This is a genomic window from Devosia sp. Root105 (assembly GCF_001424865.1).
Classification (GTDB): Bacteria; Pseudomonadota; Alphaproteobacteria; order Rhizobiales; family Devosiaceae; genus Devosia_A.
In genome coordinates this window covers 186,776-211,958 of the sequence record NZ_LMCR01000020.1, presented here as the reverse complement: position 1 = coordinate 211,958, position 25,183 = coordinate 186,776, and the positions used below count along the sequence as shown (strand labels likewise).

Annotated in this window: 25 protein-coding genes; 20 read left to right on the top strand and 5 right to left on the bottom strand. The window is 65.5% G+C overall.

Annotated elements, in window-relative coordinates; genetic code table 11:
- Positions 1-6: 6 nt before the first annotated feature.
- From rhmD to ASC68_RS26540, 3 genes are all read left to right on the top strand, one after another.
- Complete coding sequence (rhmD, locus tag ASC68_RS26550) at positions 7-1,185, top strand: L-rhamnonate dehydratase (RefSeq protein ID WP_055886964.1); 1,179 nt, start codon at positions 7-9, stop codon at positions 1,183-1,185.
- A gap of 17 nt (positions 1,186-1,202) precedes the next feature.
- On the top strand, positions 1,203-1,949 hold the full coding sequence (locus ASC68_RS26545) for an SDR family NAD(P)-dependent oxidoreductase (RefSeq protein WP_055886952.1): 747 nt from the start codon (positions 1,203-1,205) through the stop codon (positions 1,947-1,949).
- Positions 1,950-2,114: 165 nt separating this feature from the next.
- On the top strand, positions 2,115-3,407 hold the full coding sequence (locus tag ASC68_RS26540) for a Gfo/Idh/MocA family oxidoreductase (protein ID WP_055886940.1): 1,293 nt from the start codon (positions 2,115-2,117) through the stop codon (positions 3,405-3,407).
- Between the two features lie 188 nt (positions 3,408-3,595).
- Here ASC68_RS26540 and ASC68_RS28850 read toward each other — a convergent pair whose 3' ends face one another.
- Positions 3,596-3,745 (bottom strand): hypothetical protein, encoded by a 150-nt coding sequence (locus tag ASC68_RS28850; RefSeq protein WP_156387461.1) that lies wholly within the window; start codon positions 3,743-3,745, stop codon positions 3,596-3,598.
- Positions 3,746-3,770: 25 nt separating this feature from the next.
- Entirely contained in the window at positions 3,771-4,508 is a 738-nt protein-coding gene (gene phnF / locus ASC68_RS26535) for a phosphonate metabolism transcriptional regulator PhnF (protein ID WP_156387460.1), read from the bottom strand.
- 81 nt (positions 4,509-4,589) lie between these two features.
- Here phnF and phnG point away from each other — a divergent pair, with 81 nt between their 5' ends.
- From phnG to phnE (ASC68_RS26480), 11 genes are all read left to right on the top strand, one after another.
- Positions 4,590-5,039: a phosphonate C-P lyase system protein PhnG gene (gene phnG, locus ASC68_RS26530; RefSeq protein WP_055886929.1), complete on the top strand. Its 450-nt coding sequence runs from the start codon at positions 4,590-4,592 to the stop codon at positions 5,037-5,039.
- Positions 5,039-5,629 (top strand): phosphonate C-P lyase system protein PhnH, encoded by a 591-nt coding sequence (phnH, locus tag ASC68_RS26525; RefSeq protein WP_055886926.1) that lies wholly within the window; start codon positions 5,039-5,041, stop codon positions 5,627-5,629. The genes phnG and phnH overlap by 1 nt, the downstream gene beginning before the upstream one ends.
- 3 nt (positions 5,630-5,632) lie before the next feature.
- A complete protein-coding gene (locus ASC68_RS26520; protein WP_055886922.1) occupies positions 5,633-6,733 on the top strand; it encodes a carbon-phosphorus lyase complex subunit PhnI in 1,101 nt (366 codons plus the stop codon).
- A gap of 163 nt (positions 6,734-6,896) precedes the next feature.
- Positions 6,897-7,775: an alpha-D-ribose 1-methylphosphonate 5-phosphate C-P-lyase PhnJ gene (locus ASC68_RS26515; RefSeq protein ID WP_055886919.1), complete on the top strand. Its 879-nt coding sequence runs from the start codon at positions 6,897-6,899 to the stop codon at positions 7,773-7,775.
- Positions 7,776-7,920: 145 nt separating this feature from the next.
- Entirely contained in the window at positions 7,921-8,697 is a 777-nt protein-coding gene (phnK, locus tag ASC68_RS26510; RefSeq protein ID WP_156387459.1) for a phosphonate C-P lyase system protein PhnK, read from the top strand.
- A 166-nt stretch (positions 8,698-8,863) separates the two neighbouring features.
- The gene (gene phnL, locus ASC68_RS26505; protein WP_055886916.1) at positions 8,864-9,568 is read left to right on the top strand and encodes a phosphonate C-P lyase system protein PhnL; all 705 of its coding nucleotides are present in this window, start codon (positions 8,864-8,866) and stop codon (positions 9,566-9,568) included.
- Entirely contained in the window at positions 9,565-10,173 is a 609-nt protein-coding gene (locus tag ASC68_RS26500; RefSeq protein WP_055886912.1) for an acetyltransferase, read from the top strand. The genes phnL and ASC68_RS26500 overlap by 4 nt, the downstream gene beginning before the upstream one ends.
- 255 nt (positions 10,174-10,428) lie before the next feature.
- On the top strand, positions 10,429-11,301 hold the full coding sequence (phnC, locus tag ASC68_RS26495) for a phosphonate ABC transporter ATP-binding protein (RefSeq protein ID WP_055886908.1): 873 nt from the start codon (positions 10,429-10,431) through the stop codon (positions 11,299-11,301).
- A 92-nt stretch (positions 11,302-11,393) separates the two neighbouring features.
- Positions 11,394-12,302, top strand: coding sequence for a phosphonate ABC transporter substrate-binding protein (phnD, locus tag ASC68_RS26490; RefSeq protein ID WP_055886903.1), 909 nt, complete (start codon positions 11,394-11,396; stop codon positions 12,300-12,302).
- Positions 12,303-12,371: 69 nt separating this feature from the next.
- On the top strand, positions 12,372-13,349 hold the full coding sequence (gene phnE, locus ASC68_RS26485) for a phosphonate ABC transporter, permease protein PhnE (protein WP_055886900.1): 978 nt from the start codon (positions 12,372-12,374) through the stop codon (positions 13,347-13,349).
- Positions 13,349-14,698: a phosphonate ABC transporter, permease protein PhnE gene (gene phnE, locus ASC68_RS26480; RefSeq protein ID WP_055886896.1), complete on the top strand. Its 1,350-nt coding sequence runs from the start codon at positions 13,349-13,351 to the stop codon at positions 14,696-14,698. The genes phnE (ASC68_RS26485) and phnE (ASC68_RS26480) overlap by 1 nt, the downstream gene beginning before the upstream one ends.
- 262 nt (positions 14,699-14,960) lie before the next feature.
- Here the strand turns inward: phnE (ASC68_RS26480) and ugpC are convergent, their stop codons facing one another.
- The gene (gene ugpC, locus ASC68_RS26475; protein ID WP_055886894.1) at positions 14,961-16,001 is read right to left on the bottom strand and encodes a sn-glycerol-3-phosphate ABC transporter ATP-binding protein UgpC; all 1,041 of its coding nucleotides are present in this window, start codon (positions 15,999-16,001) and stop codon (positions 14,961-14,963) included.
- 350 nt (positions 16,002-16,351) lie between these two features.
- On the bottom strand, positions 16,352-17,299 hold the full coding sequence (locus tag ASC68_RS26470; protein ID WP_055886891.1) for an alpha/beta hydrolase: 948 nt from the start codon (positions 17,297-17,299) through the stop codon (positions 16,352-16,354).
- A gap of 163 nt (positions 17,300-17,462) precedes the next feature.
- Between ASC68_RS26470 and ASC68_RS26465 the strand changes: the two genes are divergently transcribed.
- From ASC68_RS26465 to kynU, 5 genes are all read left to right on the top strand, one after another.
- Entirely contained in the window at positions 17,463-18,497 is a 1,035-nt protein-coding gene (locus ASC68_RS26465) for a sugar ABC transporter substrate-binding protein (protein WP_055886888.1), read from the top strand.
- A gap of 219 nt (positions 18,498-18,716) precedes the next feature.
- Positions 18,717-19,781: an ABC transporter permease gene (locus tag ASC68_RS26460; protein WP_248310608.1), complete on the top strand. Its 1,065-nt coding sequence runs from the start codon at positions 18,717-18,719 to the stop codon at positions 19,779-19,781.
- Positions 19,778-20,722 carry an ABC transporter permease gene (locus ASC68_RS26455; RefSeq protein ID WP_055886880.1) on the top strand — a complete coding sequence of 315 codons (945 nt, stop codon included), beginning with the start codon at positions 19,778-19,780 and terminating at the stop codon, positions 20,720-20,722. The genes ASC68_RS26460 and ASC68_RS26455 overlap by 4 nt, the downstream gene beginning before the upstream one ends.
- Positions 20,722-22,242, top strand: coding sequence for a sugar ABC transporter ATP-binding protein (locus ASC68_RS26450; protein ID WP_055886877.1), 1,521 nt, complete (start codon positions 20,722-20,724; stop codon positions 22,240-22,242). Before ASC68_RS26455 ends, ASC68_RS26450 begins: the two co-directional genes overlap by 1 nt.
- A gap of 294 nt (positions 22,243-22,536) precedes the next feature.
- Positions 22,537-23,757 carry a kynureninase gene (gene kynU, locus ASC68_RS26445; protein ID WP_055886874.1) on the top strand — a complete coding sequence of 407 codons (1,221 nt, stop codon included), beginning with the start codon at positions 22,537-22,539 and terminating at the stop codon, positions 23,755-23,757.
- A gap of 188 nt (positions 23,758-23,945) precedes the next feature.
- Here the strand turns inward: kynU and ASC68_RS26440 are convergent, their stop codons facing one another.
- Positions 23,946-24,299 (bottom strand): hypothetical protein, encoded by a 354-nt coding sequence (locus ASC68_RS26440; protein WP_055886871.1) that lies wholly within the window; start codon positions 24,297-24,299, stop codon positions 23,946-23,948.
- Positions 24,300-24,537: 238 nt separating this feature from the next.
- Between ASC68_RS26440 and ASC68_RS26435 the strand changes: the two genes are divergently transcribed.
- Complete coding sequence (locus tag ASC68_RS26435; protein WP_056003541.1) at positions 24,538-25,059, top strand: hypothetical protein; 522 nt, start codon at positions 24,538-24,540, stop codon at positions 25,057-25,059.
- Positions 25,060-25,183 lie beyond the last annotated feature (124 nt).

The window sequence follows — 25,183 nt, the reverse complement described above, 5'->3', positions numbered from 1 at the left end:
CTTTCCATGTCCGACTTCACCATCAAGGCCGTACGCGTTTCGCTCGTTGAGAGCGAAGGAGATGGCGGCGACTATTTCCAGCAGGGGCGTGGCCACTGGCTGATCGATACGCTGATCGCCAACCCGATGTCGGGTTACGCTGAGTACAAGGCGTCGCGCCAATCCTGGGGCATCGGGGTGATGGGCTCGATCGTCGTCGAGATCGAGAGCGAGGCCGGCGTCACCGGTGTCGCCACCGGCTTCGGCGGCCCGCCGGCGGCCTGGCTGGTGGCCAACCACTTCAGCCGCTTCCTTGTCGGGGAGGATGCGCGCAATACCTCGAAAATCTGGGACCAGATGTTCCGAGCCTCGATGCCCTACGGCCGCAAGGGGATGCCCATCGCCACCATCTCGGTGGTCGACCTGGCGCTGTGGGACCTGGTCGGTAAGCTCCGCGGCGAGCCGGTCTACAACCTGATCGGCGGCAAGTGCCATGACGAGATCAGCTTTTACTGCACCGGCCCGGCGCCGGACGCCGTGAAGGAACTGGGCTTCTGGGGCGCCAAGGTGCCGCTGCCCCACAGCCATTTCGATGGCGAAGACGGGCTCATAAAGAACATCGCGTTCCTCACCGCGCAGCGCGAGCTGGTGGGGCCGGATTTCCCGCTGATGGTTGATTGCTACATGGCGCTGACGGTGCCTTACGCGATCCGGCTCGCCGAGAAGACCAAGCACCTCGACATCTACTGGTGGGAAGAGGTGCTGCACCCCGACGATATCGAGGGGTTCCGGCTGCTGAAACAGGCGCACCCGACCCTCAAGTGGACCACCGGCGAGCACGAATATACCCGCTACGGCTTCCGCCGGCTGATCGAGGAGCGCACCATCGACGTGCTGCAGCCCGACGTGATGTGGGTGGGTGGGCTGACGGCGCTGCTGCAGATCGCGGCACAGGCGGCGGCTTACGATATCCCGGTGATCCCGCACGGGTCGGGGCCGTACTCGTACCAGTTCATCGCCAGCCAGCCGGCGCAGTCGTTGTGCGAGTATGTGGCGGCCAGTCCTGACGGGCGCTCGATCCGCCCGATTTTCGGCAAGCTGTTCAGCGGCGAAGACCTGCCGCAGAACGGTCGACTAAAGGTCAGTAGCGCGCCGGGCTTCGGTATGGAAATAGCTGATCGCGGTCTGCTAAAGCCGTTCGCCTGACCTAATAAGAGAGTTTCATGAACCAGATTGATCTCAACGGCCAGGTGGCCGTCATCACCGGCGGTGCGCAGGGCATCGGCTTCGCCATTGCCAAGCGGCTGGTTGCCTCCGGCGCCAAGGTCAGCCTGTGGGACATGAATGCCGACCTCCTCGCGAGCGCCAGGGCCGAGCTCGGCGCCGCCGCTTCGACCGTTGCGGTCAACATCACCAACTACGACGCCGTCGCCGCCGCGGTAGCGGAAGTCGAAGGCAAGCTCGGCAAGCTCGATATCCTCGTCCACTCCGCCGGCATCGCCGGCAAGAACGCCCCGCTCGATGAATACGAGCTCGACGAATGGCGCCGGGTGATCGACATCGACTTGAACGGCGCGTTCTACGTCAACCGCGCCGTGCTGCCGGGCATGAAGGCCCGCAATTTCGGCCGTATCGTCAACATCGCCTCGATCGCCGGCAAGGAAGGCAACCCGAACGCTTCGGCCTATGCCGCAGCCAAGGCCGGCGTCATCGGCATGACCAAGGCGGTGGGCAAGGAAGTGGCGAAATACGACATCGCCATCAACGTCATCACCCCGGCGACCGCCAAGACCCGCATTCTCGACGAGCTGAAGCCCGAATTCATCGACTACATGCTGAGCCGCATCCCGCGCGGCCGCTTCCTCGAAGTCGAGGAAGCCGCGAACATGGTGGCCTGGCTGGTGTCGAAGGAAAACAGCTTCACCACGGCTTCGGTGTTCGACCTGAGCGGTGGCCGCGCCACCTACTGATCGCCGCTTCAACCTGTTCCATCGGGGGGCCGGATCGCCACAGCGGTCCGGCTCTTTCGCTTATGCGGCCAAGGTCGGGTTGACTAAGTAACCAGACGGTGAATTATTTCGGGGCGACCCGCTGGAGGACCCCGGGTTGCATAACACCCGACGAGGACACCCCCAGTGAAGTACGCGATAGTCGGCGTCGGCGGGCGCCATGCAATGTTCCGCAGGGCGATCACAGAGACGCATGCGGAAGGCAACGACCTGGTCGCCCTGTGCGACGTGAACGAGACCCGGCTGGCCCTTTCGGCCGGCAAGATCCCCAGAAAGGGCAACGGCATCGCCACTTACGAGGCGGCTGACTTCGAGCGGATGATCGCCGAGCAGCAGCCCGACACGGTGATCGTCACCACACCGGATTACCTGCATCACGAATATATCGTCGCGGCGCTGAAGGCCGGGCGTAACGTGATGACCGAAAAGCCGATGACGGTGGATTTGCAGAAGCTGCGCGCGGTGCTCGAGGCGCAGCAGCAGAGCGGCAAGCGGCTTACCGTTACCTTCAACTATCGCTACACCCCGGCCCGCACGCAGCTCAAAGACCTGTTGATGAGTGGCGTCATCGGCGAGATCACCGCGGTGGATTTCCGCTGGTATCTCGACCGGGTGCACGGGGCCGACTATTTCCGCCGCTGGCACCGCTACAAGGAGAAATCCGGTGGCCTGCTGGTGCACAAATCCACCCATCATTTCGACCTGATGAACTGGTGGGTCGCCTCGACTCCCAAGACCGTCAGCGCCAACGGCAAGCGGGTGTTCTACACGCCGGAGATGGCCGAGGAACTGGGGCTCGGCGCGCATGGCGAGCGCTGCCACGACTGTCCGGTGTTCGACCGGTGTGAGTACCGGCTGGATCTTGCCGGCGATCCGGCGCTGCGCGAGCTCTACCTCGATGCCGAGGATGATGACGGGTACCTGCGCGACAAATGCGTGTTCGCCGACGACATCACCATCGAAGACACCATGCAGGTGCAGGTGAAATACGCCAACGACGTGTTCCTCAACTACACGCTGTGCGCCTACAGCCCGTGGGAAGGGCTGGAGATCAAGTTCCACGGCACCAAGGGTGAACTGACGCACCGGCATGTCGAGGTGCACGGGGTGTTCGGCGGGGTCCGCGACAAGGCGCAGGAAGATGCGATGACGACGACGCTGCATCTTGCCGGCGGGTTGCCCGAGGCCGTGGACGTGTGGGCCGGCCACGGCGACCATGGCGGCGCCGACCCGGTGATGCTGGGCTATCTGTTCGAGCCTGAGAGCATGGAACCGGATCGCTATGCCCGGGCCTCGACGCACAAGGAGGGGGCGTGGTCGATCCTCACCGGCATCGCGGCCAACGCTTCGATCGCGTCAGGGCAGACGGTTGATGTGGATCGGATGCTGGCGGAGGCGGGGATATCGCTCGCGCGATAGTGCGCGGGCCCACCCCCACCCAGCTTCGCTACGGGCCGCTGGCCCTAGCTGCGCTACCCTCCCCACAGGGGGGAGGGAGACCTGACTGCCAGCTCTCGGTTCTATCGTCTCCCTCCCCTTGATGGGGAGGGTAGCGGAGCTGGTCGCGGCAGCGGCCTAGCGTAGCTGGGTGGGGTGGGGCACCAACTCTAAGGCCAGAGCACCAGGCTCCGTCCAACCTCCAGCAGCATGATCCCCACAGCCGATAGCGTCGTCAGCACGGCCAGGGTTCGTTCGAACCAGTGCAGGCGGTGCCGGTGGGTTACGCGATGACCGTTGTGATCGGCATTGGCTTCCATTCGCCCCCTCCATTTGTCCGCAAGATTAGACCACCAGCTCCATCCGGTCCGCCGGAAAGCGCGTCAGCATGGCGTGGATCGGCACGCCCTCGGCGTCGAGGTCCACGGCGTCGGACACGAGGACCACCGCGCCCGGGGCGAGCTTCAGCGCCTGGGCTTCCTCGGTGGTGGCGTGGCGGGCCGAGATGCGGGTCGAACCGCGCGAATAGTCCTCGATGCCGTAACGCTTAAGCGCGGCGGTGACCGAGCCGGTTTCGACATAGGCGGTATCGAAGCCGGCGAAGCGGGTCTCGGGGAACCAGCCGCTGGCGCGGGCCAGCGGGCGGCCGTCGGCGAAGGAGACCGTTTCCTGCCGGATCAATCGCGTTCCGACTTTCACCGCCAATGCCTCGGCGAGGCGTGCCGTGGCCCGCTCGATCTTCGATGACAGCAACTGGCTGCTGCGTTGGCGCACCTGCCCGGCAAGGCCTTCGGAGAAGCGGGTGCGGCGGCCGATCGGGTAGCTGAGGCGGCGGGCCTCGGCGACGAAGGTGCCGCGGCCGTGTTCGGCGCGCAGCACGCCTTCCTCTTCCAGCACGGCGAGGGCGCGGCGGACGGTGTGGCGGTTGACGCCGAAACGCTCGGCCAGCGTCAGCTCGCCCGCCAGCTTGTCGCCGCTTTCGAGCTTGCCGCCGATGATGTCGAGGCGGATGGCGTCGGCGATCTGGCGCCACAGGGCCACGCCTCCGGCCGGGGCGATTTCGGTACGGCTCAAGATTGTCATTGCATCTTCACACGGTCGGCCTATAGCGGGGCGAAACGACATCACTTGTCTATTTTACTATACAAGTTGGAGCAAGAGCCAATGCAACAGGCGCCCCAGAATAACCCCCGGCAGGAGGCGATGGCGGTGTTAAGCCACGCCACGCCGAAGCGGCTCGGCGAGCTCTGGGCTGCCTGGTCCGACAAGCCCGCCTACCACAAGGTGCGTGGCCCGGAGACCGGGCTGGTGATGGTGCGCGGCCGCGCCGGTGGTGGCGGCAACGCCTTCAACCTCGGCGAAGCGACGGTCACCCGCGCCACGGTGCGGCTCGAAACCGGCGAGGTCGGGCACGCCTATTGCCTCGGTCGCGACGGCGACAAGGCGGTGCAGTCGGCGCTGTTCGATGCGCTGCTGCAGCGCGACGCCGAGGCGGTGGAGTCGCTGGTGCTGCGGCCGCTGCGCGAAGAGCAGGCGGCAGCCGATGCCAAGCTCCGCGACGAGACGGCGGCCACCAAGGTCGACTTCTTCACCATGGTCCGGGGAGACGATTGATGGATACGACAATCGAAGGCGGCTTCGCCGACCTGGTGCTGGGGGCGCAGAGTGTGTTCCGCGCCGTGATGGAGGCGCTGGCCCGTCCGGGCTCGGTGCAGTCCATCGCATCCGATGCCGCGCCGCCGGCGCCGCTGACGCCGGAACTCGGCGCCGTGGCGCTGACGCTGTGCGATCACGACACACTGGTATGGCTCGATCCGGTGCTCGCCGCCAATGAGGCGGTGGTGGCCTGGCTGGCGTTCCACTGCGGCGCGCCGCTGACATCAGATATCGGCGCGGCGGCGTTCGCACTGGTGAGCGACATGGCGTTGCTGCCGGCGCTCGATCGCTTTGGGCAGGGCACCGACGAGTACCCGGATCGCTCGACCACGGTCGTCCTCGCTGTCGGCGTCGGTGCTCGGCCGGTGACCCTCAAGGGCCCGGGGATCAAGGACCAGTTCAGCACCGAGCTGCCGCTGCCCGGCGGCGATTTCATCGAGCAGTGGGCCGATAACCGCGCCCGTTTCCCCCGCGGCGTCGACCTGCTGCTGGTTCGCGCCGGCACGGTTGTCGGCCTGCCGCGCACCACTCGCATCTCGGAGGCTTGAGCCATGTATGTTGCCGTCAAAGGCGGTGAGGCCGCCATTGCCAATGCTCACCGGCTGCTCGCCGATCGCCGTCGCGGCGATCGCTCGGTGCCGGCGCTGCGCCTCGACCAGATCATCGAACAGCTCGGCCTCGCGGTCGATCGCGCCATGGGCGAGGGTTCGCTCTATGACCGCGAGCTGGCGGCGCTGGCCATCATTCAGTCGCGCGGCGACCTGATCGAGGCGATCTTCCTGGTGCGCGCCTATCGCACCACGCTGCCGCGTTTCGGCTATTCGAAGCCGATCGACACTGCGGCGATGAAGATCGAGCGCCGCGTTTCGGCGACGTTCAAGGATCTGCCGGGTGGCCAACTACTCGGACCGACCTTCGACTATACGCACCGCCTGCTCGACCCCAGCATTGCCGAGGGCGCTGCGGTCGATGAAGCCATGGCGCGCGCCAGCGCAGACGAGCCGGCGCCGCGGGTCACTGACCTGCTCGATCACCAGGGGCTGATCGAGCCCGACGTGTCCGAAGTGCAGGAGGAGATCGGCGATCTCACCCGCGAACCGCTGGAGTTCCCGCTGAACCGTGATCGGCGCCTGCAGGCGCTGGCCCGCGGTGACGAAGGGTTCCTCTTGGCGCTCGGCTACTCGACGCAGCGCGGCTATGGCCGCTCGCATCCGTTCGTCGGCGAGATCCGCATCGGCGAGGTCGAGGTGGAGCTCGATATTCCGGAGCTCGGCTTCGCGGTGAACCTCGGGCGTATCCGGGTCACCGAGTGCCAGATGGTCAACAAGTTCAAGGGCAATGCCAAGGTACCGCCGCAGTTCACCCGCGGCTACGGGCTGGTGTTTGGGCAGGCCGAGCGCAAGGCCATGGCGATGTCGCTGGTCGATCGCTCGCTGCGCGCCGCCGAGCTCGGCGAGGATGTGAACCATCCGGCACAGGACGAGGAATTCGTCATCTCGCATTCCGACAACGTGCAGTCGACCGGCTTCGTCGAGCACCTGAAGCTGCCGCACTATGTCGATTTCCAGGGCGAACTCGGGCTGCTGCGCGAGATGCGCGCCGAGCACGACATTGCCGACGAAGCAGAAGCCTATCCGGAGGCGGCAGAATGACTTCAGTCGCCGCACACGCAGGCATTCGTTCAACCCACCGGGTCATTCCCGCGAAAGCGGGAACCTCCGTTTTCTTACTTCCCGCACCGCAAACAGAGGTTCCCGCTTTCGCGGGAATGACTCCGTGGTCGGTCGCAGGGTCGGTGCGTCGGGGACAATCCAAATGAACATCGCCAAATACAACTTCGCCTATCTCGACGAGCAGACCAAGCGGATGATCCGCCGGGCTATTCTCAAAGCCATCGCGGTGCCGGGTTACCAGGTGCCGTTCGCCAGCCGCGAGATGCCGATGCCGTATGGCTGGGGCACTGGCGGGGTGCAGGTTACCGCCTCGATCATTGGGCCCAATGACGTGCTGAAGGTCATCGACCAGGGTGCCGACGACACCACCAATGCGGTGTCGATCCGCGCCTTCTTCGCCAAGGTCGCTCAGGTGGAGGTGACCACCCATACCGAAGAGGCGACGATCATCCAGACCCGCCACCGTTTCCCGGAAGCCAAGCTCACCGAGGGGCAGGTGCTGGTCTACCAGGTGCCGATCCCCGAGCCATTGCGCTTCCTCGAGCCGCGCGAGACCGAAACGCGGAAGATGCATGCGCTCGAGGAATACGGGCTGATGCATGTGAAGCTCTATGAGGATATCGCCAAGCATGGCCGCATCGCCACGACCTACGCCTATCCGGTGAAGGTCGAGGGCCGCTACGTGATGGACCCTTCGCCGACGCCGAAGTTCGACAACCCCAAAATGCACATGTCGGAAGCGCTGCAGCTGTTCGGCGCCGGGCGCGAGAAGCGCATCTACGCAGTACCGCCCTATACCGAAGTGGTGAGCCTCGATTTCGAGGATCATCCGTTCGAGATCCAGCATTTCGAGGAGCCGTGCGCGCTGTGCGGCGCCACCGGGGTCTATCTCGACGAGGTGATCCTCGATGACCGGGGCGGGCACATGTTCGTCTGCTCCGACACCGACAATTGCGAGGACCGCCGCGAGCACGGCCACCGCGGCAAGCTTGCCGGCCACGCCCTGGAGGCAGCAGAATGACGCTATTGGCCCCAAGCTGTCCCACATCCACCGGGTCATCCCCGCGAAAGCGGGGATCCCTGTTTGCGGCGCGCACCGAAACGGAGGTTCCCGCTTTCGCGGGAATGATCCGGTGGGTGGGGCAGTCGTTTAGCCTAGGAGCCAAATCGTGACCGAACCTCTCCTCCGTGTTCGCGACCTCAGCAAGTTCTACGGCAGCCGGATGGGCTGCGCCGATGTGTCGTTCGAGCTGTGGCCGGGCGAAGTGCTGGCCATTGTCGGGGAATCCGGCTCGGGCAAGACGACGCTGCTCAACTGTCTCTCGACCCGGCTGGAGCCGACCTCCGGCCTTGCCGAGTACCGGATGCGTGACGAGGTGTGGCGCAATCTCTACGACCTCAGCGAGGCCGAGCGGCGCTTCCTGATGCGCACCGACTGGGGTTTCGTGCACCAGAACCCGGCGGATGGGCTGCGGATGACCGTGTCGGCTGGCGCCAATGTCGGCGAGCGGATGATGGCGGTTGGGGACCGGCACTATGGCCGGATCCGCTCGACGGCCATCGAATGGCTCGGTCGCGTCGAGATCGCCGAGGACCGGGTCGATGACGAACCGCGCGCCTTTTCCGGCGGCATGCGGCAGCGGCTGCAGATCGCCCGCAACCTCGTTACCCATCCGCGTCTGGTCTTCATGGACGAGCCGACCGGCGGGCTCGACGTCTCGGTGCAGGCGCGCCTGCTCGACCTGATCCGCGGCCTCGTCGCCGATCTGGGGCTCTCGGCCATCATCGTCACGCATGACCTGGCGGTGGCGCGGCTGTTGTCGCACCGCATGATGGTGATGAAGGACGGTCACGTGATCGAGCAGGGCCTCACCGACCGGGTGCTGGACGACCCGCGCGAGCCGTATACGCAGCTGCTCGTCAGCTCGATTTTGCAGGTGTGACCGTGACGCCGGAGCGCGCGGCCACCCCCACCCTCATTCCCTCCCCACAAGGGGGAGGGAGGCGCAGGGGCCGCTTCATCGGGGGCGTTGATAGTGCAGTCGTCTCCCTCCCCCTTGTGGGGAGGGATCAAGGGTGGGGGTGGCCCCACGCACCGGAGTCTAACAAATGACCGCCCTGCTTTCAGTCTCAGACGTCGCAAAGTCCTTCACCATGCACCTGCGCGACGGCATCGTGCTGCCGGTGGTTTCGGGTGTCGGGTTTGATGTCAATGCCGGCGAGTGCGTGGTGCTTGGCGGTCCCTCGGGGGCTGGCAAATCGAGCCTGCTCAAGATGGTCTATGGCAATTATGGCGTCGATGCCGGGTCGATCTCGCTGCTGCATCACGGCCAGCCTGTCGATCTCGCGACGGCCAGCCCACGCACCGTGCTTGATCTCCGCCGCGACACCATCGGCTATGTCAGCCAGTTCCTCCGCACCGTGCCGCGGGTGACCACGGTCGATGTGGTGGCGGAACCACTGGTGAGCCGTGGCGTCTCCCGGGATGAGGCCACGGCGAGGGCGCGTGAGCTGCTGGCGCGGCTCAACCTGCCCGAGCGGCTGTGGTCGTTGCCGCCGGCGACCTTCTCGGGTGGCGAACAGCAGCGGGTGAACATCGCCCGTGGCTTCATCACCCCGCATCCCGTGCTGCTGCTGGACGAGCCGACGGCCTCGCTCGATGCCACCAACCGCGCCGTGGTGGTGGAGATGATTGCCGAAAAGAAGCGAGCCGGTGTGGCGCTGCTCGGCATTTTCCATGACGAAGAGGTCCGTGCTCAGGTTGCCGACCGCATCGTCGACGTCACCCTGTTCGCCGCAAGGAAAGCCGCATGAAGCTCTCGGAGGCGCCTGTCATCGATCCGACCGCCCGGGTCAAGGATTCCGTCCTCGGCAAGTACACCGAGGTCGGCGCACACTGCCACGTCAACCGCTCGAGCCTGGGGGACTACTCCTACTGCGTCGAGGGCACGCAGATCGCCTATGCCGAGATCGGCAAGTTCGCCAACATCGCGGCCAATGTGCGCATCTATGCCAGCAAGCACCCGATGCAGCGCGCCTCGCTGCATCACTTCACCTACCGCTCGAGCTGGTACTTTGAGGGCGAAGCCGATGACGCGGCGTTCTTCGAGTGGCGGGCCGAGAACGGCATCGAGATCGGCCATGACACCTGGATCGGCCACGGCGCGGTGATCATGCCGGGCGTCAAGGTCGGGCATGGGGCAATCATTGGCTCGAACGCGGTGGTGACCAAGGACGTCGCCAACTTCGCCATTGCCGTCGGCGTGCCGGCCAAGCCGATCCGCCAGCGCTTCCCCGGCCCGATCGCCGATCGCCTTCTGGCACTGGGCTGGTGGGACTGGAGCCACGACAAGCTGCATCAGGCGCTGCCGGATTTCCGTGCGCTGGAGATCGAAGCCTTCCTCGAAAAGTACGAGTAAACTGCTCGTACCCCACACACCGGTCATTGCCGCGAAAGCGGGAATCTCTGTTCTGGTGCGCGACAGGACGCTCCACAAACCGAGGTTCCCGCTTTCGCGGCAATGACCCGGTGATGGAAAGGCGTGATCAGAGAGGGGGTTAGCCCCCTGCGACAGGCGCTTTTCCACTGTCATCAAGACGTCACCCAACCTTCACGCACGCTTCGTGTAGCCGCCTTACGAGTTGGCCCCGTCGATTGGACGGGGTTTGTGCGCATGCTGAAGATTTCCAAGGTTACACGTCGCTTCGGCGCCAAGGTGGCGGTCGACAACGTCAACCTCGAAATCCCCGCCGGTCAGATGGTCGGCGTCATCGGTCGTTCCGGCGCCGGCAAATCCACCCTGCTCAGGATGATCAACCGGCTAATCGATGTCAGCGAAGGCAGCGTCGAGTTCGGCGGCCTCGAAGTTTCGTCGCTGCGCGGGCAGTCGTTGCGTGACTGGCAGCGCGACTGCGCCATGATTTTCCAGCAGTTCAACCTGGTGCCGCGCCTCGACGTCATCACCAACGTGATGCTCGGCCGGCTCAACCGCCGCAACACCATCATGAGCCTCCTCCAGATCTTCTCCGAGGAAGAGCAACTGCTGGCGCTCAGGGCGCTGGAGCGGCTCGATATCGCCCAGACCGCCAGCCAGTGGGCGCAGACGTTGTCGGGTGGCCAGCAGCAGCGCGTCGCCATTGCCCGCGCCCTGATGCAGGAGCCCAAGGTGATCCTCGCCGACGAGCCGATCGCCTCGCTCGATCCGCGCAATGCCAAGATCGTCATGGATTCGCTGCAGGCGATCAATGAGGAGCAGGGGATCACGGTGATCACCAACCTCCACACCCTCGATACCGCCCGCGCCTATTGCGAGCGGATCATCGGCATGTCGGCCGGCCGGGTGGTGTTCGATGGCACGCCCGAGCAACTGACCACCGAGGTGGCGCGTGAGCTCTATGGCGCCGACGGCCTCGAAGAAGCGTTCTCGGAGGAAATGACCTCGACCAGCCTCGAGGCCATCGTCCCCAAGAGGAAAAAGAAGAAGCACGCCGAGCTGCCGGCGGGCGCCCTCGAGGCCCCGCTCGCTTCGGCCGGCCTGCCCAACTGAGATTTCAGAGTTTCCGCTCCTGCCGGTCAGCCGCCTGCTTGCGCGGCGCGACAGGTGGCGGAAAGCCAATCGCGTCACCAAAGGAGACTTCCATGTCCGCGATCCGTAACGTCCTGATGGCGACTCTCGCCCTCACCATGACCAGCACTGCGTTCGCGCAGGATGTCTCGGTCCTCCGCATCGGTCTCGATGGTTCCGAGAACGAAGCCGACCAGATCCGCAAGACCGAATGCGTCGCCGAGGGCCTGAAGGTCGCGACCGGCGTGCCGGAAGTGCAGATCTTCCCGTCGCCCGACTATAACGGCGTGATCCAGGGCCTGCTCGGCGGCACCATCGACATCGCCTCGATGGGCGCTTCGTCCTATGCCGCCATCGTGCTGCAGGACCCGGCCGCGGTCGATCCGATCCTGACCACTGCCGGCGCCGACGGCTCGACCGGCTACTATTCGCTGCTGGTTGCCCGCAAGGACAAGGGCTACACCAAGCTCGCCGACCTCAAGGGCAAGAAGCTCGGCTTCGCCGACCCGGATTCGACCTCGGGCTACCTCGTGCCGAACGTCTCGCTGCCGGCCGATATCGGCGCTCCGGTGGCCGAGTTCTTCGGCGAGACCGGCTTCGGCGGCGGCCATGAAAACCTGGTTCTCGGCGTGCTCGACGGCACCTGGGATGCGGGCACCACCTTCGGTTCGGGCGTCGGCGAATGGGCCGAGGGCTACACCACGGGTAACCTCCACACCATGGTCGAGAAGGGCATCCTCGACACCGATGATATCGTCGAGCTGTGGCGCTCGCCGCAGATCCCGAACGGCCCGCTGATGGTCTCCAACAAGCTGCCGGAAGAGCTGAAGGCCAAGATCCAGGCGTTCTTCCTCGAGCTGCCGACCAAGGATCTCGCCTGCTTCCAGGGCTTCACCGGTGGCGAAAACACCGCCTATGTCGAAGTCGAGCCGGCCTTCTACGACACCATCGTAGCTGCCCGTAAGTCCGTGATCGGCGACTGATCCCAACACCCAATGAATGGAAACGGCGGTACCCCAGAGGTGCCGCCGTTTCGACATCAGGAGCACGGCATGGCGCATATCGCGCACGATCCAGCCGGCGGCATCAGCGACGCGACCCGGACTGTTTACGGTCACTATCGCCAGCAGATCCGCACCCGGCGCGTCTATTCCATCATCGCGCTGGTGGTGTTCGCCATCGTGCTGGCCTTGTCGCTCAATTTCGCCAATGCGGCGAACTCGGGCAAGTTCTTCGAGCGGCTGCCCTACCTGTTCGATTTTCTCCGCAGCTTCGTACCGAACGACCCGCTGGAGATTTTCCGGGCGATGTTCGACCAGCCGTCGCCCTATGCCGACGGCTCGATGAAGTACGATTTCACCTCGCAGCGGATGTATTTCACCGACACGCTGTACGTGCCGCATTTCATCTACGAACTGATGGTCACGGTGAACATCGCGATCGTTTCGACCATTATCGGCGGTGGCCTCGCTTTCTGCCTCTGCTTTTTTGCTGCCACCAACCTGGTCGGCGCCGGCGCCGTCCGCTTCGTGGTGCGCCGCATCATGGAAATCCTCCGCGCCTTCCCCGAGATCGTCATTGCTGGCCTCCTCACCGCGATCCTCTCGATCGGCCCGATCGCCGCGATCTTCGCGGTGTCGCTCCATACCATCGGGGCGCTCGGCAAACTGTTCTTCGAAGTGGTCGAGAATGCCGACATGAAGCCCGACGAGGGGCTGAGGGCAGTCGGCGCCACCTGGCTCGAGCGGGTGCGTTTCGGCATGCTGCCGCAGGTGCTGCCGAATTTCGTCTCCTACACATTGCTGCGCACCGAGATCAACGTGCGCGCCTCGACCATTATTGGCGCGGTGGGCGGCGGCGGCATCGGCGAGGCGTTCCGTCTGTCGATCGGCAACAACCATGCCGCCAAGACCTACGCCATCATCATCCTGCTGCTGGTCACCATCATCGCCGTCGACCAGTTCTCGGGCTGGCTGCGGCGCCGGCTGGTCGGCAACCAGGCCTTCGAATTCGGACGGGGAGCAGCGTGATGTCGAACGGGCTCACAATGGACGCGGGCGACCGCGCCCGGCTGAAAGCCGAGCATGCCGCCGTGCTGCACAAGCCGTGGTGGCGGCGCTGGGCGTTGCTGATCGGGCTCGTCGTCACGGTGCTTTATCTCGGCTTCTGCTACGCCTTCTTCAATGTCGGTCCGGCCTTTGAGAACGGCAAATGGGACCGCGCGGCGCTCTACCTGCAGGACTGGTATTCGTGGCGGGCGCAGCCGCGGCTGAAGGTTGCCGACGGCAAGGTCACCGCCACCTGGTCGAGCCGCGGGCAGTATCCTAGGGATGCCCGAATAGAATGGCTGACGCCGCACGAGGATGGCTCGATGACGGTGATCTTCGGCGGCGCGGGCGACCGGCTGGAGGTGACGCCGAACCTGGTGGTCGCCTATGTCGGAGGTACGCCGCATGAGATCGCCATCGGCGCCGACAGCGTCACCGCGCCGGCCGATGCGCCGCGCGCGGTGCAGCAGGACGGCAGCAAGGTGATCGTCGACTACGGCTTTGCCGGGCAGGCGGAGGTGCGCACCAACCAGGTCTATGTGCAGCGCCGCTTCCTCGGCTGGGCCAATTTCTGGTTCGATACGCACTCGGCCTATTGGGGGCGTAACCCGCTCGAGGTGATCCAGCTGATGTTCAGCACCGAGCGGATCGATCCGGCGCGCTCGAACTTCGATACGGCGGTGAAGGATTTCCTCGGCAATGGCGTCTGGCAGCACGGCGACATTCTGTCGAAGCTCCTGCAGACACTGGTGATGGCGTTTGTCGGTACGCTCCTCGCAACGCTGTTCGCTTTTCCGCTGGCCTTCATCGCGGCGCGCAACATCACGCGGTCGCGGCCGGTGAACTGGGTGATGAAGCGGGGTTTCGACTTCCTGCGCTCGATCGACATGCTGATCTGGGCGCTGTTCTTCACCCGCGGCTTCGGCCCCGGGCCGATCCCGGGGATCGCAGCGATCTTCTTCACCGACGCCGGGGCGCTGGGCAAGGTCTATGCCGAGGCGCTGGAGAATGTCGACGATCGGCAGCGCGAGGGCGTCAAGTCGGTGGGGGCATCGCCGACCGTGGTCAACCGCTTCGGCGTGGTGCCGCAGGTGCTGCCGGTGTTCATCTCGCAGTCGCTGTATTTCTGGGAGAGCAACACCCGCTCGGCCACGGTGATCGGCGCCGTGGGTGCGGGCGGTATCGGGCTGAAACTGCTCGAGGCGATGGGCACCAATTCCGACTGGGACAAAGTGGCTTATATGGTGCTGCTGATCCTGATGGTGGTGTTTGTGTTCGACAACCTGTCGAACGCATTGCGCTCGCGGCTGATCGGGCAGCGGGGGCACTAGGTCGGCTTGCTGCGTGGGGCCCACCCCCACCCAGCTTCGCTACGGCTTCGCCTAGCTGCGCTACCCTCCCCACAAGGGGGAGGGAGACGATAGAGCCGAAGCTTTCAGTCGGGTCTCCCTCCCCTTGATGGGGAGGGTAGCGCAGCTGGCCGCGTCAGCGGCCTAGCGTAGCTGGGTGGGGTGGGGCCTCACCCTCTGGACAAACAAAAAGGCCGCCGTGGTTTCCCACGGCGGCCTTCGTCATTTTATTCAGCGGCAGCGCTTAGTTGACGCGCTTGCCGTCCTTGTCGAACAGGTGGACGACGCTCAGGTCCGGCGCCACCTTGATCTTGGAACCCGGCTGCGCGGTGATGCGCTCGCGGAAGATGCCGTTGATCGACTGGGTGCCGAGGCGGCCGATGACCTGGGTCTCGGAACCGGTCGGCTCCAGCACCACGACTTCGATCTCGATACCGTTCGGATCGATGTGCAGGTGCTCAGGACGGATGCCGTAGACGGCGGCGCTGGCCGGAACATTGACGGCCGGCAGCAGGATGCCGTCGGTGGTCTTGAAGCCGCCATCGGCAGCCGCGCCGTTGATGAAGTTCATCGAGGGCGAGCCGATAAAGCCGGCAACGAAGGTGTTGAGCGGACGATCGTAGAGATCGAGCGGGGTGCCCATCTGCTCGATGATGCCATCGCGCATCACCACGATCTTGTCGGCCATGGTCATGGCTTCGACCTGGTCGTGGGTCACGTAGATGGTGGTGGTCTTCAGGCGCTGGTGCAGCTCCTTGATTTCGGAACGCATCTGCACGCGGAGCTTGGCGTCGAGGTTGGACAGCGGCTCGTCGAACAGGAAGACCTGCGGATCGCGCACGATGGCGCGGCCCATGGCGACGCGCTGGCGCTGACCGCCGGAGAGCTGGCGCGGCTGGCGGTCGAGCAGTTTCTCGAGGCCGAGAATCTGCGCGGCGCGATCGACCTTGGCCTTGATCTCGGTCTTCGGCACGCCCTTGAGCTTCAGCGAGAAGCCCATGTTCTGCGCCACCGTCATGTGCGGGTAGAGCGCATAGTTCTGGAACACCATGGCGATGTCGCGTTCCTTGGGCGGCAGGTCGTTGACCACGCGGTTGCCGATGCCGATCTCACCCGAGGTGATTTCCTCGAGGCCGGCGATCATGCGCAGCAGCGTGGACTTGCCGCAGCCCGACGGGCCGACGAGCACGACGAACTCGCCATCGGAAATGTCGACCGACACGCCCTTCAGCGCTTCGAAGCCGCCATAGTGCTTGCCGGCCTTGTTGATGGTTACTGGTGCCATGAAGGTTCCTCGTCCCTGTCGCGGGGAAACCCCGCTTGTCGGCGGCACCTTCGGCGGGGGTGCCGCCAGCGTCAAGGCAGGATCGGCGTTTATTAGACCAAAGTCTAAGAAAAGCATAATACTAAAGTCGTATGCGGCGGCGAGCATTGCGATTGGCCCCTAATCCACCGGCCGTCATCCCGGCGAACGCCGGGACCCAGTGCTCCGGCCTGTCCGCGCGCGCAATCTGGCCAACCTTGCCGTGATGGACCGGTCGGTTTCGTGCCGATCCAACTGTTCGAGCAGTGGGTCCCGACTTTCGTCGGGATGACGGCCGGTGGGTGGGGCGAGGGCAGAGAGCACCGGATAGGTCACCCCCACACATGCCTCGCCCAAGCCCCCATCACACCGATCAGCTCCCGCGCGGCTGGGGTGATGCCGGCCATGATCATGAAGCCGTGGGTGGTGCCGGGCCATTCGTGGAACGTCACGGCGTTGCCGGCTGCGGTGAGGCGGGCGGCGTAGGCGCGGCCTTCGTCGCGCAGCGGGTCGTGGTCGGCGGCGACGAGCAGGGTGGGGCAGAGGCCGCTGAGGTCGGGGGCGAGCAGCGGGGACGCTTCCGGATGGGTGGGGTCGGCGCCCGAGAGGTAGTTGGCGATGTACCAGCGCAGCGTGGCGCGGGAGAGAAAGAAGCCATGCGCAAATTCGTCGACGCTGGGGCTCTCATGGGCGAGGTCGGTCGCCGGGTAGATCAGCATCTGGCCACCCAGCGGGATGCCTCGGTCGCGGGCGCGTAGTGCCAAAGCGGCAGCGATATTGGCGCCAGCGCTGTCGCCGGCGAGGATGATGCGTTCGCTGCTGAGGCCGAGCCCGGCACCCTCGGCGATCACCCAGCGGAGCGCCGTCTCGGCATCGTCGAGTCCGGCCGGAAACGGCTGCTCCGGCGCCTTGCGGTATTCGACCGAGAGGAGGCTGCAGCCAGCGGCCCTGGCGAGGGCGCGGGCGGCGCCGTCATGGGTGTCGAGGCTGCCGACGACCCAGCCCCCGCCATGCAGAAAGAGCATGGTGCCGGGGGCATCGCCACCGCGATAGAGCCGGCAGCGGATGGCGGGATCGCCGAGGGTGAAGGTGAGCGGCGGGGCGAGATCGTCCTTCAGATCCCAGTGGCCGGCGAGGCTGAGCTCGGAGGCGGCGCGGGCCCTCACAACGCCGAGTTGGTCGTTGCTGAGCGTGCCGGCGTGCTCGGCTGCTTCGAGCATCTCGCGCAGCTCGGGTCGCAGGCGCGACCGGTTGGGGCGCCCGCCGTCAGAATGGTCCACGCACCCCCTCCCTCACGTCGAAGACGGGCGCCATAACAGCAGAGGTGCGACGAAAGTCAATGAAAAGAATATTGCATGCGATATGCGTTAGTGTTACGCCTTGGCCAGCGTGTATGCTGCCCGGGGAGGATCGGGAGGCATCCACCGACAAAGGGAGAAGATCATGCAGGTTACCCGTATGCGCGGCGCGCTCGCCGTGGGTCTGGCCTTGGGCGTGGCGCTGTCGCCGCTCGCCGCCATGGCGTCGGACAACAAGATTGCCCTGGTGCCGGGTGGTCCGCACCCGTATTTCGCGCCCTGGGAGCAGGCGGCGGCGGATGCGCAGAAGGATTTCGGCATCGCTTCGGTCGAATACAAAGTGCCGGCCGAATGGAAGCTGGAGCTGCAGACCGAGCTGTTCGAGAGCCTCGCGGCGCAGGGCTATGCCGGCTTCGGCTACTTCCCTGGTGATGCGGTGGGCGTCAACTCGACCGTCGCAGAACTGAAGGCCAATGACATTCCGGCGGTGGCGCTGGGTGGCTGCGCGCAGGACCCGACCGATACGGCGTTCTGCATGGCGACCGACGTCTATCAATCGGCCTATCTCGGCACCAAGGCGCTGATCGAGGCGATGGGTGGCACGGGCGCGGTGGTGCATCTCGCCGGGCTCCTCGTCGACCCCAACACCACGCTGCGCGTCCAGGCGGTGGAAAAGGCCGTGGCCGAGACCAATGGTGCGGTAACGCTGCTGCAGACGCTGGGCGATACCGACAACCAAGAGCAGGGCGACCAGAAGATCAACGCGCTGCTCGCCGCGCAGAAGGATCAGATCGGCGGCATGATTGCCACCGGCTACATTTCCTCGGTCGTGGCGGCGACGGCGCTCAAAAACCTCGGCGACAAGAAGATCAAGCTGATCGGCATCGACGACGACAAGATCGTGCTCGATGGCATCAAGGACGGCTTCGTTGCCGGCACCATGGCGCAGAACCCCTATGGCCAGGGCTATATCGGCGCCTATGCAGTGGACCTGTTGGCCGAAGGCTGCACGGTGAAGGCGGATGCGCCGTTCATCACCACGCCGCAGACGGCCAAGTTCATCGACTCCGGCACGCTGCTGATCAGCTCCGCCAATATCGAGAGCTACAAGGACGACCTGAAGAAGCTGACCGGCGAGCTGCAGGCAAGCTTCAAGGACAAGTTCCTCAGCTGCCCGTGATGACTGACGCTGGATGGTGCGGTTTACCTTCTCCCCCTGTGGGAGAAGGTGGCGCGCAGCGCCGGATGAGGGGTTCGCAACACAGAGTGTTGCGCGATCGGAGCGAAGCGACGAGCGATTGAGTGCGCGGAGAGAGACCCCTCATCCGCCCTTCGGGCACCTTCTCCCACAAGGGGAGAAGGCACCGACTGAGAGACCGTGCCCCATAGAGTACCCGCAATGACCTCTGCGCTTGACGCCGAGCCTCGTCCGAGTTCAGCCTCGGCCATGGACCCGGCACCCCGCCGAACGATTAGTTCGTTCCTGCTCCGCGGCTCGACGCAGGTCGGGTTGTTCCTGATCCTCGTGGTGCTGTGGGCAGTGTTCGCTAACCTGGCGCCGGGGTTCCTGTCGAAGTTCAACCTCAACTCGCTGCTGCGTTCGGTCGCCGTCGATATCGTCGTCGGCTTCGCGCAGATGGTGGTGCTGGCGACCGGCGGGATGAACCTCTCGGTCGGGGCGATCGGGGTCTGCGCGGTGATGTTCTCGGGCTACCTGATGCAGGTGCTGGGGCTGCCGATCCCGGTGGCGATTGCCGGTACGCTGGCGCTCGGCGCCTTCCTCGGCTGGCTCAACGGCTTTGCCATCGTCAAGACCGGGGTGAACAGTTTCGTGGTGACGCTAGCGAGCGCCAGCCTGTTTTCCGGCGGCATGCTGATCCTCACCAAGGCAGTGCCGCTCAACGGGTTGCCGCCGGAGTTCGGCGCCTTCGGCAAGAGCGCCGTCGGGCCGGCGATCGGTAGCATTCCGGCGATCCCCAGCCTCGCCGTGGTGGCGCTGGCGATCGGGCTCGGGCTCTACCTGCTGTTCAAGCATTCGACATTGGGCCGGCAGATCCTCGCGGTGGGCGCCAATGCGCGGGCCGCCGAGATGAGCGGCATTCCGGTCGACCGGACCATCGTCTTCGTTCATGCGCTGTCCGGAGCACTGGCCGCAGCGGCGGCGCTGATGCTGACCGCGCGGCTGGCGGCGGCGATGCCGGCGGTAGCGGGCGACGACTGGCTGCTGCCGAGCTTCCTCGCGCCGGTGATCGGCGGCACGGCGCTGTCGGGCGGCATCGTCTCGGTGGTGGGCACCATTCTCGGGGCGCTGCTGGTGTCGACTATCCGCTCGGGGCTCCTGGTGCTGGAGATCGGCAATTTCTGGCTGCCGCTGTTCCTCGGGGCGTTTCTGCTCGCGGCGATCCTGATCGAGCGCGGCCGCGCCGCCTATGTGGCGCGCGAACAGGCGAGGCGAGCGCTATGAGATCGTTCTTCCGCCTGCAATGGTCGGGGATACTCGTCGGCATCATCGCCGGCGGCATCGCGCTGGCCCTTAGCGCGCCGGCTTTCCTCAGCGAGTTCAACCTGTTCGTGCTGCTGCGCTCGATCTGCGTGTCGCTGCTTGTCGCTTACTCGCAGATGGTGATGCTGGGCGTCGGGCAGATGAACCTGTCGGTCGGCGCGCTGGGCGGGCTGGTGGCGGTGGTCACCGGCGGGCTGATGGATGCACTGGGCGTGCCGACACTGCCGGCGATCATGATCGGCGTCGCGGCGGGCGGTGCAGCCGGGTTCGTCAATGGCTGGCTGACGGTGAAGACCGGCATCAACGGCTTCATCGTGACGCTGGCGACCGCTTCGGCCTTCGCCGGTATCAACCTCGGGATCACCAAGGCGGTGCCGTTCTACAACCTGCCCGCTGATTTCGTGGCGTTCGGCAATGGGCGGCTCGGGCTGTTCCCGCTGCTGCTGATCGTGCCGCTGCTGGTTACGGTCATCCTGGCGCTGTTCTTTTCGCGGGCGGTGCCCGGGCGGCACATGCTGGCGGTGGGTGGCAACGCGCCGGCGGCGCAGTTGAGCGGCGTGTCGGTGCCCAGGGCGATCATTTCGGCGCATGTGCTGTCGGGGCTGCTGGCGGCAGTGGCGGGCATCCTCGCAGTAGCGCAGCTCGGCTCGGCGCAGCCCACCATTGGGTCGGACTGGCTGGTGATCTCGTTCGCCGCGCCGATCATTGGCGGAGCGAGCCTGGCCGGTGGGGCGATTTCGATCGTCGGGACGCTCTTGGCAGTGGTGCTGATCGGGCTGATCCAGAATGCCATGGTGCTGGTGAAGGTCGACCCGTACTGGGTGCAGTTCCTGCTCGGGGCGCTGATCCTCGCGGCGGTGTGGTTCAACCGCTATCGCGCCGTCAGGGTGGGAGAGAGCTGATGGCGCTGACGGTCGACAAGGCCAGCAAGTCGTTCCCCGGCGTGCGGGCGCTGAAGGATGCGTCGCTGGAGCTCAGAGCCGGCGAAGTGCATGCGCTGATGGGCGAGAACGGCGCCGGCAAATCGACGCTGATCAAGATCATTACCGGGGTGCACCGGCCGGATGGCGGACGGCTGCTGCTCGATGGAACCGAGATTTCGCTCAGTAGCCCGCGCGACGCGATCCGGCTCGGGATTTCGGCAGTGCACCAGGAGCGCAACCTGATCCCGCGCTTCTCGGTGGCGGAGAATATCCTGCTCGAGAACCTGCCGCGACGCGCCGGGCTGGTGGACTACGCCAGGGCCAATGCCGAGGCGAAGAAGTATCTCGAAATGATCGGGCTCGTGGTCGATACGCGGACCGAGGTGCGGCACCTGAGCGTCGCGCAGATGCAGATGGTGGAGATCGCCAAGGCGCTGAGCCATGAGGCGAAGGTCTTGTTGCTCGACGAGCCGACCGCCTCGCTGACCGGCGAAGAGGCCGAGGCGCTGTTCGCGCTGATCAAGCGGCTGAAGGCGGAGGGCGCGGCGATCCTGTTCGTCTCGCACAAGCTCGAGGAAGTGCTGGCGATCTCGGATCGGGTGACGGTGCTGCGCGATGGCGAGACGACGCTGATCGGCGAGCCGATCGCCAACATGACACGCGGCCGGCTGATCGAAGCGATGATCGGGCGGGCCGAGCGTATCGCCGTGGTGCGGCCGCCCAAGCCGGCGACCGGCGCCATCAAGCTCGAGGCCAAGGGTATCGCGACGGCCGCGGGGCACCGCGATATCTCGTTCACGGTGCGGCGCGGCGAAATCCTCGGGCTTTACGGGCTGGTGGGCGCCGGGCGGACCGAGCTGGCGCGGGCGCTGGTCGGGAAAGACAAAGTGACCGGCGGCAGCCTGTCGATCGACGGCAAGCCGGCGGTGATCCGCTCCGTCGAAGAGGCACTGAAGCGGCACCGCGTCGGCTATCTTAGCGAAGACCGGAAATATGAGGGCGTGGTGCTGCTGCACCCGATCCGCTTCAACGTGGCGATGACCATCTGGGACCGGCTGGCGAAGGCCCTCGGCTTCCAGACGGCGGCCAGGGAGCGCAAGGCCGCCGAGCCGTTTGCGCGACAGCTGGAAATCCGTACCCCCAGCCTCGAACAGGCGGTGGGGAACCTGTCGGGTGGCAACCAGCAGAAGGTGTCGCTGGCGAAGTGGCTGGCGGCGAAGGTGGACCTGCTGGTCATCGACGAGCCGACGGTCGGCATCGATATCAAAACCAAGGCCTATATCCACGAGCTGATCGGCAAGCTGGCGGATGATGGGCTGGCGATCCTGCTGATCTCGTCGGAGCTGCCGGAAATGGTGGCTTTGGCCGACCGTATCCTCGTGATGCACGAGTTCCGCCTGGTCGACGGCTTCGACAATGATCGCAGTTATGAAGCGATGAGCCGCAAGGTGATGGGCGCCATCCACCGGCATGCAGACGAGGCGGTGGCGGCGGAGTAACCGCATGCGCCACGACCACCGGCGGACACCCTCCCCTTGACGGGCAGGGCTATCGCATATGGCGGCGATGGGCACCTCTAGCCTTCTCCCACAAGGGGAGAAGGCCATCCAACTACTGTCAGTGCTCCATATGCGATAGCCCTGCCTTGACGGGGAGGGCTAGGGTGGGGTGTGCAGCGCGCGCAGGGCCGTCGGGGCTCCCCACACCCCTCCCAACCTCCCCCGTCGAGGGGGGGGCCGATCGAGTTGGTGGCGCTGCTTGCGCCAAGCGGACATCCCGCTATTGATCACGCCATGACCGACATCACCGCCCTCGACGCCGCCGACCCGTTTGCCCGCACGCGAGCCCTGTTCGACCTCCCGCCTGGCATCATCTACCTCGACGGCAATTCGCTCGGGGCGTTGCCGCGTGCGGTGAAGGGGCGGATGGCCGAGGTGGTGGCGACGCAGTGGGGCGAAGGGCTAGTCCGCAGCTGGAATACGCATGACTGGATCGACCTGCCGGGGCGGGTGGGTGACCGGATCGCGCGGCTGATCGGCGCCGCGCCGCAGACGGTGATGGTGGCCGATTCCACCTCGGTGAACCTGTTCAAGGTGCTGGTGACGGCGCTGCGGCTACGACCGGGGCGCCTGGTGATCGTCTCGGAGCGGGGGAATTTTCCGACCGATGCCTATGTCGCGGCGGGTGTCGCGGAACTGCTGGGGCAGGGACATGAGCTGCGGCTGGTGGAGGCCAGCGAGATCGAGGCGGCACTCGGCGCGGATGTCGCGGTGCTGCTGCTGACCGAGGTGAACTACCGGACCGGGGCGCGGCTCGATATGACCGGGCTGACGGCGGCGGCGCAGCAGGCTGGCGTGCTGACGATCTGGGATCTCTGCCATTCGGCCGGGGCGTTTCCGGTCGATCTCGGCGGTGCGGATGCCGATTTCGCCGTCGGTTGCGGCTACAAATATCTCAATGGCGGGCCGGGTGCGCCGGCCTTCGTCTATGCCGCGCCGCGCCACCTCGAGGGGTTGCGGCAGCCGCTGACCGGCTGGCTGGGGCATGCAACGCCGTTCAGCTTTGCCGAGGCCTATCGGCCGGCCGAGGGCATTGGCGCGATGCGGGTGGGGACGCCGCCGGTGCTGTCGATGTCGGCGCTCGATGCGGCGCTCGACGTGTTCGACGGGGTCGACCTCGGGGCGTTGCGGGCCAAGGCCGATGCGCTGTTCGAGCTGTTCACCAGCGAGGTGCGGCGGCTGGCGCCGGAACTGCAACTGGCGACACCAAGCGATGCGGCGCGCCGCGGCACCCAGGTGTCGCTCAGGCATCCCGAGGCCTATGCGGTGATGCAGGCGCTGATCGAGCGCGGGGTGATCGGGGATTTTCGCGAGCCCGACATCCTGCGCTTCGGGCTGACGCCGCTCTACCTGAGCTTCGCCGAGGTGAAGCGCGCCGCCGAGATCCTTGGCGAGGTGATGCAGACCGGAGCGTGGGACCGGCCGCGCTACAAGGTGCGCGCCAAGGTGGTTTGAGACTTTCGATTGCTCGGGGTGAAGCAACTACCCCGGTGTCATCCCAGCGAAAGCTGGGATCCAACCATCCGCTGGCACGGGCTGTGAGCCGGACGAGGGCAGAGCCCTCGCCGTGGGGTCCCAGCTTTCGCTGGGATGACAGCCGGTGGATGGGGTCAGGGCGAGCCCAACTCAAGCGTGAAAGCGCTTCAGAACAGCTCGGCTTCGCCGTGCACGCCAAAGCTGGCGCTGCCGGAGAGGGCGGGGACGCGCAGCTCGTCGAGCACCAGGCTTGACCAGATCTCGTCATAGACCGATTGCGGGGCATCGGGGGGCAGGAGGGCGAACTGGCGGACGGCGAGCGCCATGTTCTGGCAGCGCTGCTCGATACGGTCCTGGCCCTGCAGGGCGTTGATGATGATCCGGGCGGCCTCGCGGCGCGCTTCGTCGGCCGAGATCGACTTGTCGGCGAGTAGTTCGAGGGCCTGTGTGACGCCTTCCACCATGCCGGCGGTCTGACGCGCGGTTTCATCGAGCTCGCGGGCGAGCCTTTGCAGAGACATGTAGAGAAAACCCCCGTAGTGCCAGCGGACCCTAGCGCGGATTTCTGAATGGCTCCTTGCGAATGCGAGGGCATCAGGGTGGACGCGAGGCTTTTGGTTAGCGCTTCACTAACGAATTGACGGTAACGATGACATGCCGCTCTATCCTGGATCTCACGTCACTATGGTCATGTCGAGTTCACTGCCTCCCGAGTTCGATCGTGGTGTGGTGACGACCGTACATCAGGGGGATTGCCTGGTGTCGAACGAGGTGGACCTGACCTTCTCGACAGTGCTCGGCAGTTGCGTGTCGGCCTGCGTGCGCGACCGGGTCGCCAATGTCGGCGGGATGAACCATTTCCTGCTCGCCGAGCAGTCGGCCTCGGCGGCGGACCGCTATGGCGCTTCGGCACGTTATGGCGCCTTCGCCATGGAGCAGCTGATCAACAAGGTGCTGACGCGCGGCACCGGCCGCAAGGCCAACCTTGAGATCAAGGTGTTCGGTGGCGGCAAGATCAACGGCGCGCTCGACGATATCGGGCTCAAGAACATCGAGTTCGTGCGCGAGTTCCTCGCCAACGAAGGCTACGAGATGGCCAAGGAAGACCTCGGCGGCACCTATGCGCGCCGGGTGATGTTCAAGCCCTATTCCGGCCGGGCCTTCATCAAGCGGCTCGACAACACCGCCAACGCTTCGATCGCCAGGGAAGAGCTGGCAGTGGCGGCGAGCCGCCGCAGCGTCATCACCAAGCCGGTGGTCGACGACATCGAGCTGTTCTGAAAGCTCCCCTCCCCCTTGAGGGCAGGGCTATCGCATATGGAGCACTGACAGTAGTTGGATGGCCTTCTCCCCTTGTGGGAGAAGGTGGCCGAAGGCCGGATGAGGGGTTCTCTCCGCGTACTCA

What these genes read in the sequence shown, in the direction of transcription:
- rhmD (WP_055886964.1), top strand. Translation starts at nt 7, where the DNA reads ATGTCCGACTTCACCATCAAGGCCGTACGCGTTTCGCTCGTTGAGAGC.
- ASC68_RS26545 (WP_055886952.1), top strand. Translation starts at nt 1,203, where the DNA reads ATGAACCAGATTGATCTCAACGGCCAGGTGGCCGTCATCACCGGCGGT.
- ASC68_RS28850 (WP_156387461.1), bottom strand. Translation starts at nt 3,745, where the DNA reads ATGGAAGCCAATGCCGATCACAACGGTCATCGCGTAACCCACCGGCAC.
- phnF (WP_156387460.1), bottom strand. Translation starts at nt 4,508, where the DNA reads ATGACAATCTTGAGCCGTACCGAAATCGCCCCGGCCGGAGGCGTGGCC.
- phnG (WP_055886929.1), top strand. Translation starts at nt 4,590, where the DNA reads ATGCAACAGGCGCCCCAGAATAACCCCCGGCAGGAGGCGATGGCGGTG.
- phnH (WP_055886926.1), top strand. Translation starts at nt 5,039, where the DNA reads ATGGATACGACAATCGAAGGCGGCTTCGCCGACCTGGTGCTGGGGGCG.
- ASC68_RS26520 (WP_055886922.1), top strand. Translation starts at nt 5,633, where the DNA reads ATGTATGTTGCCGTCAAAGGCGGTGAGGCCGCCATTGCCAATGCTCAC.
- ASC68_RS26515 (WP_055886919.1), top strand. Translation starts at nt 6,897, where the DNA reads ATGAACATCGCCAAATACAACTTCGCCTATCTCGACGAGCAGACCAAG.
- phnL (WP_055886916.1), top strand. Translation starts at nt 8,864, where the DNA reads ATGACCGCCCTGCTTTCAGTCTCAGACGTCGCAAAGTCCTTCACCATG.
- ASC68_RS26500 (WP_055886912.1), top strand. Translation starts at nt 9,565, where the DNA reads ATGAAGCTCTCGGAGGCGCCTGTCATCGATCCGACCGCCCGGGTCAAG.
- phnC (WP_055886908.1), top strand. Translation starts at nt 10,429, where the DNA reads ATGCTGAAGATTTCCAAGGTTACACGTCGCTTCGGCGCCAAGGTGGCG.
- phnD (WP_055886903.1), top strand. Translation starts at nt 11,394, where the DNA reads ATGTCCGCGATCCGTAACGTCCTGATGGCGACTCTCGCCCTCACCATG.
- phnE (WP_055886900.1), top strand. Translation starts at nt 12,372, where the DNA reads ATGGCGCATATCGCGCACGATCCAGCCGGCGGCATCAGCGACGCGACC.
- phnE (WP_055886896.1), top strand. Translation starts at nt 13,349, where the DNA reads ATGTCGAACGGGCTCACAATGGACGCGGGCGACCGCGCCCGGCTGAAA.
- ugpC (WP_055886894.1), bottom strand. Translation starts at nt 16,001, where the DNA reads ATGGCACCAGTAACCATCAACAAGGCCGGCAAGCACTATGGCGGCTTC.
- ASC68_RS26465 (WP_055886888.1), top strand. Translation starts at nt 17,463, where the DNA reads ATGCAGGTTACCCGTATGCGCGGCGCGCTCGCCGTGGGTCTGGCCTTG.
- ASC68_RS26460 (WP_248310608.1), top strand. Translation starts at nt 18,717, where the DNA reads ATGACCTCTGCGCTTGACGCCGAGCCTCGTCCGAGTTCAGCCTCGGCC.
- ASC68_RS26455 (WP_055886880.1), top strand. Translation starts at nt 19,778, where the DNA reads ATGAGATCGTTCTTCCGCCTGCAATGGTCGGGGATACTCGTCGGCATC.
- ASC68_RS26450 (WP_055886877.1), top strand. Translation starts at nt 20,722, where the DNA reads ATGGCGCTGACGGTCGACAAGGCCAGCAAGTCGTTCCCCGGCGTGCGG.
- kynU (WP_055886874.1), top strand. Translation starts at nt 22,537, where the DNA reads ATGACCGACATCACCGCCCTCGACGCCGCCGACCCGTTTGCCCGCACG.
- ASC68_RS26440 (WP_055886871.1), bottom strand. Translation starts at nt 24,299, where the DNA reads ATGTCTCTGCAAAGGCTCGCCCGCGAGCTCGATGAAACCGCGCGTCAG.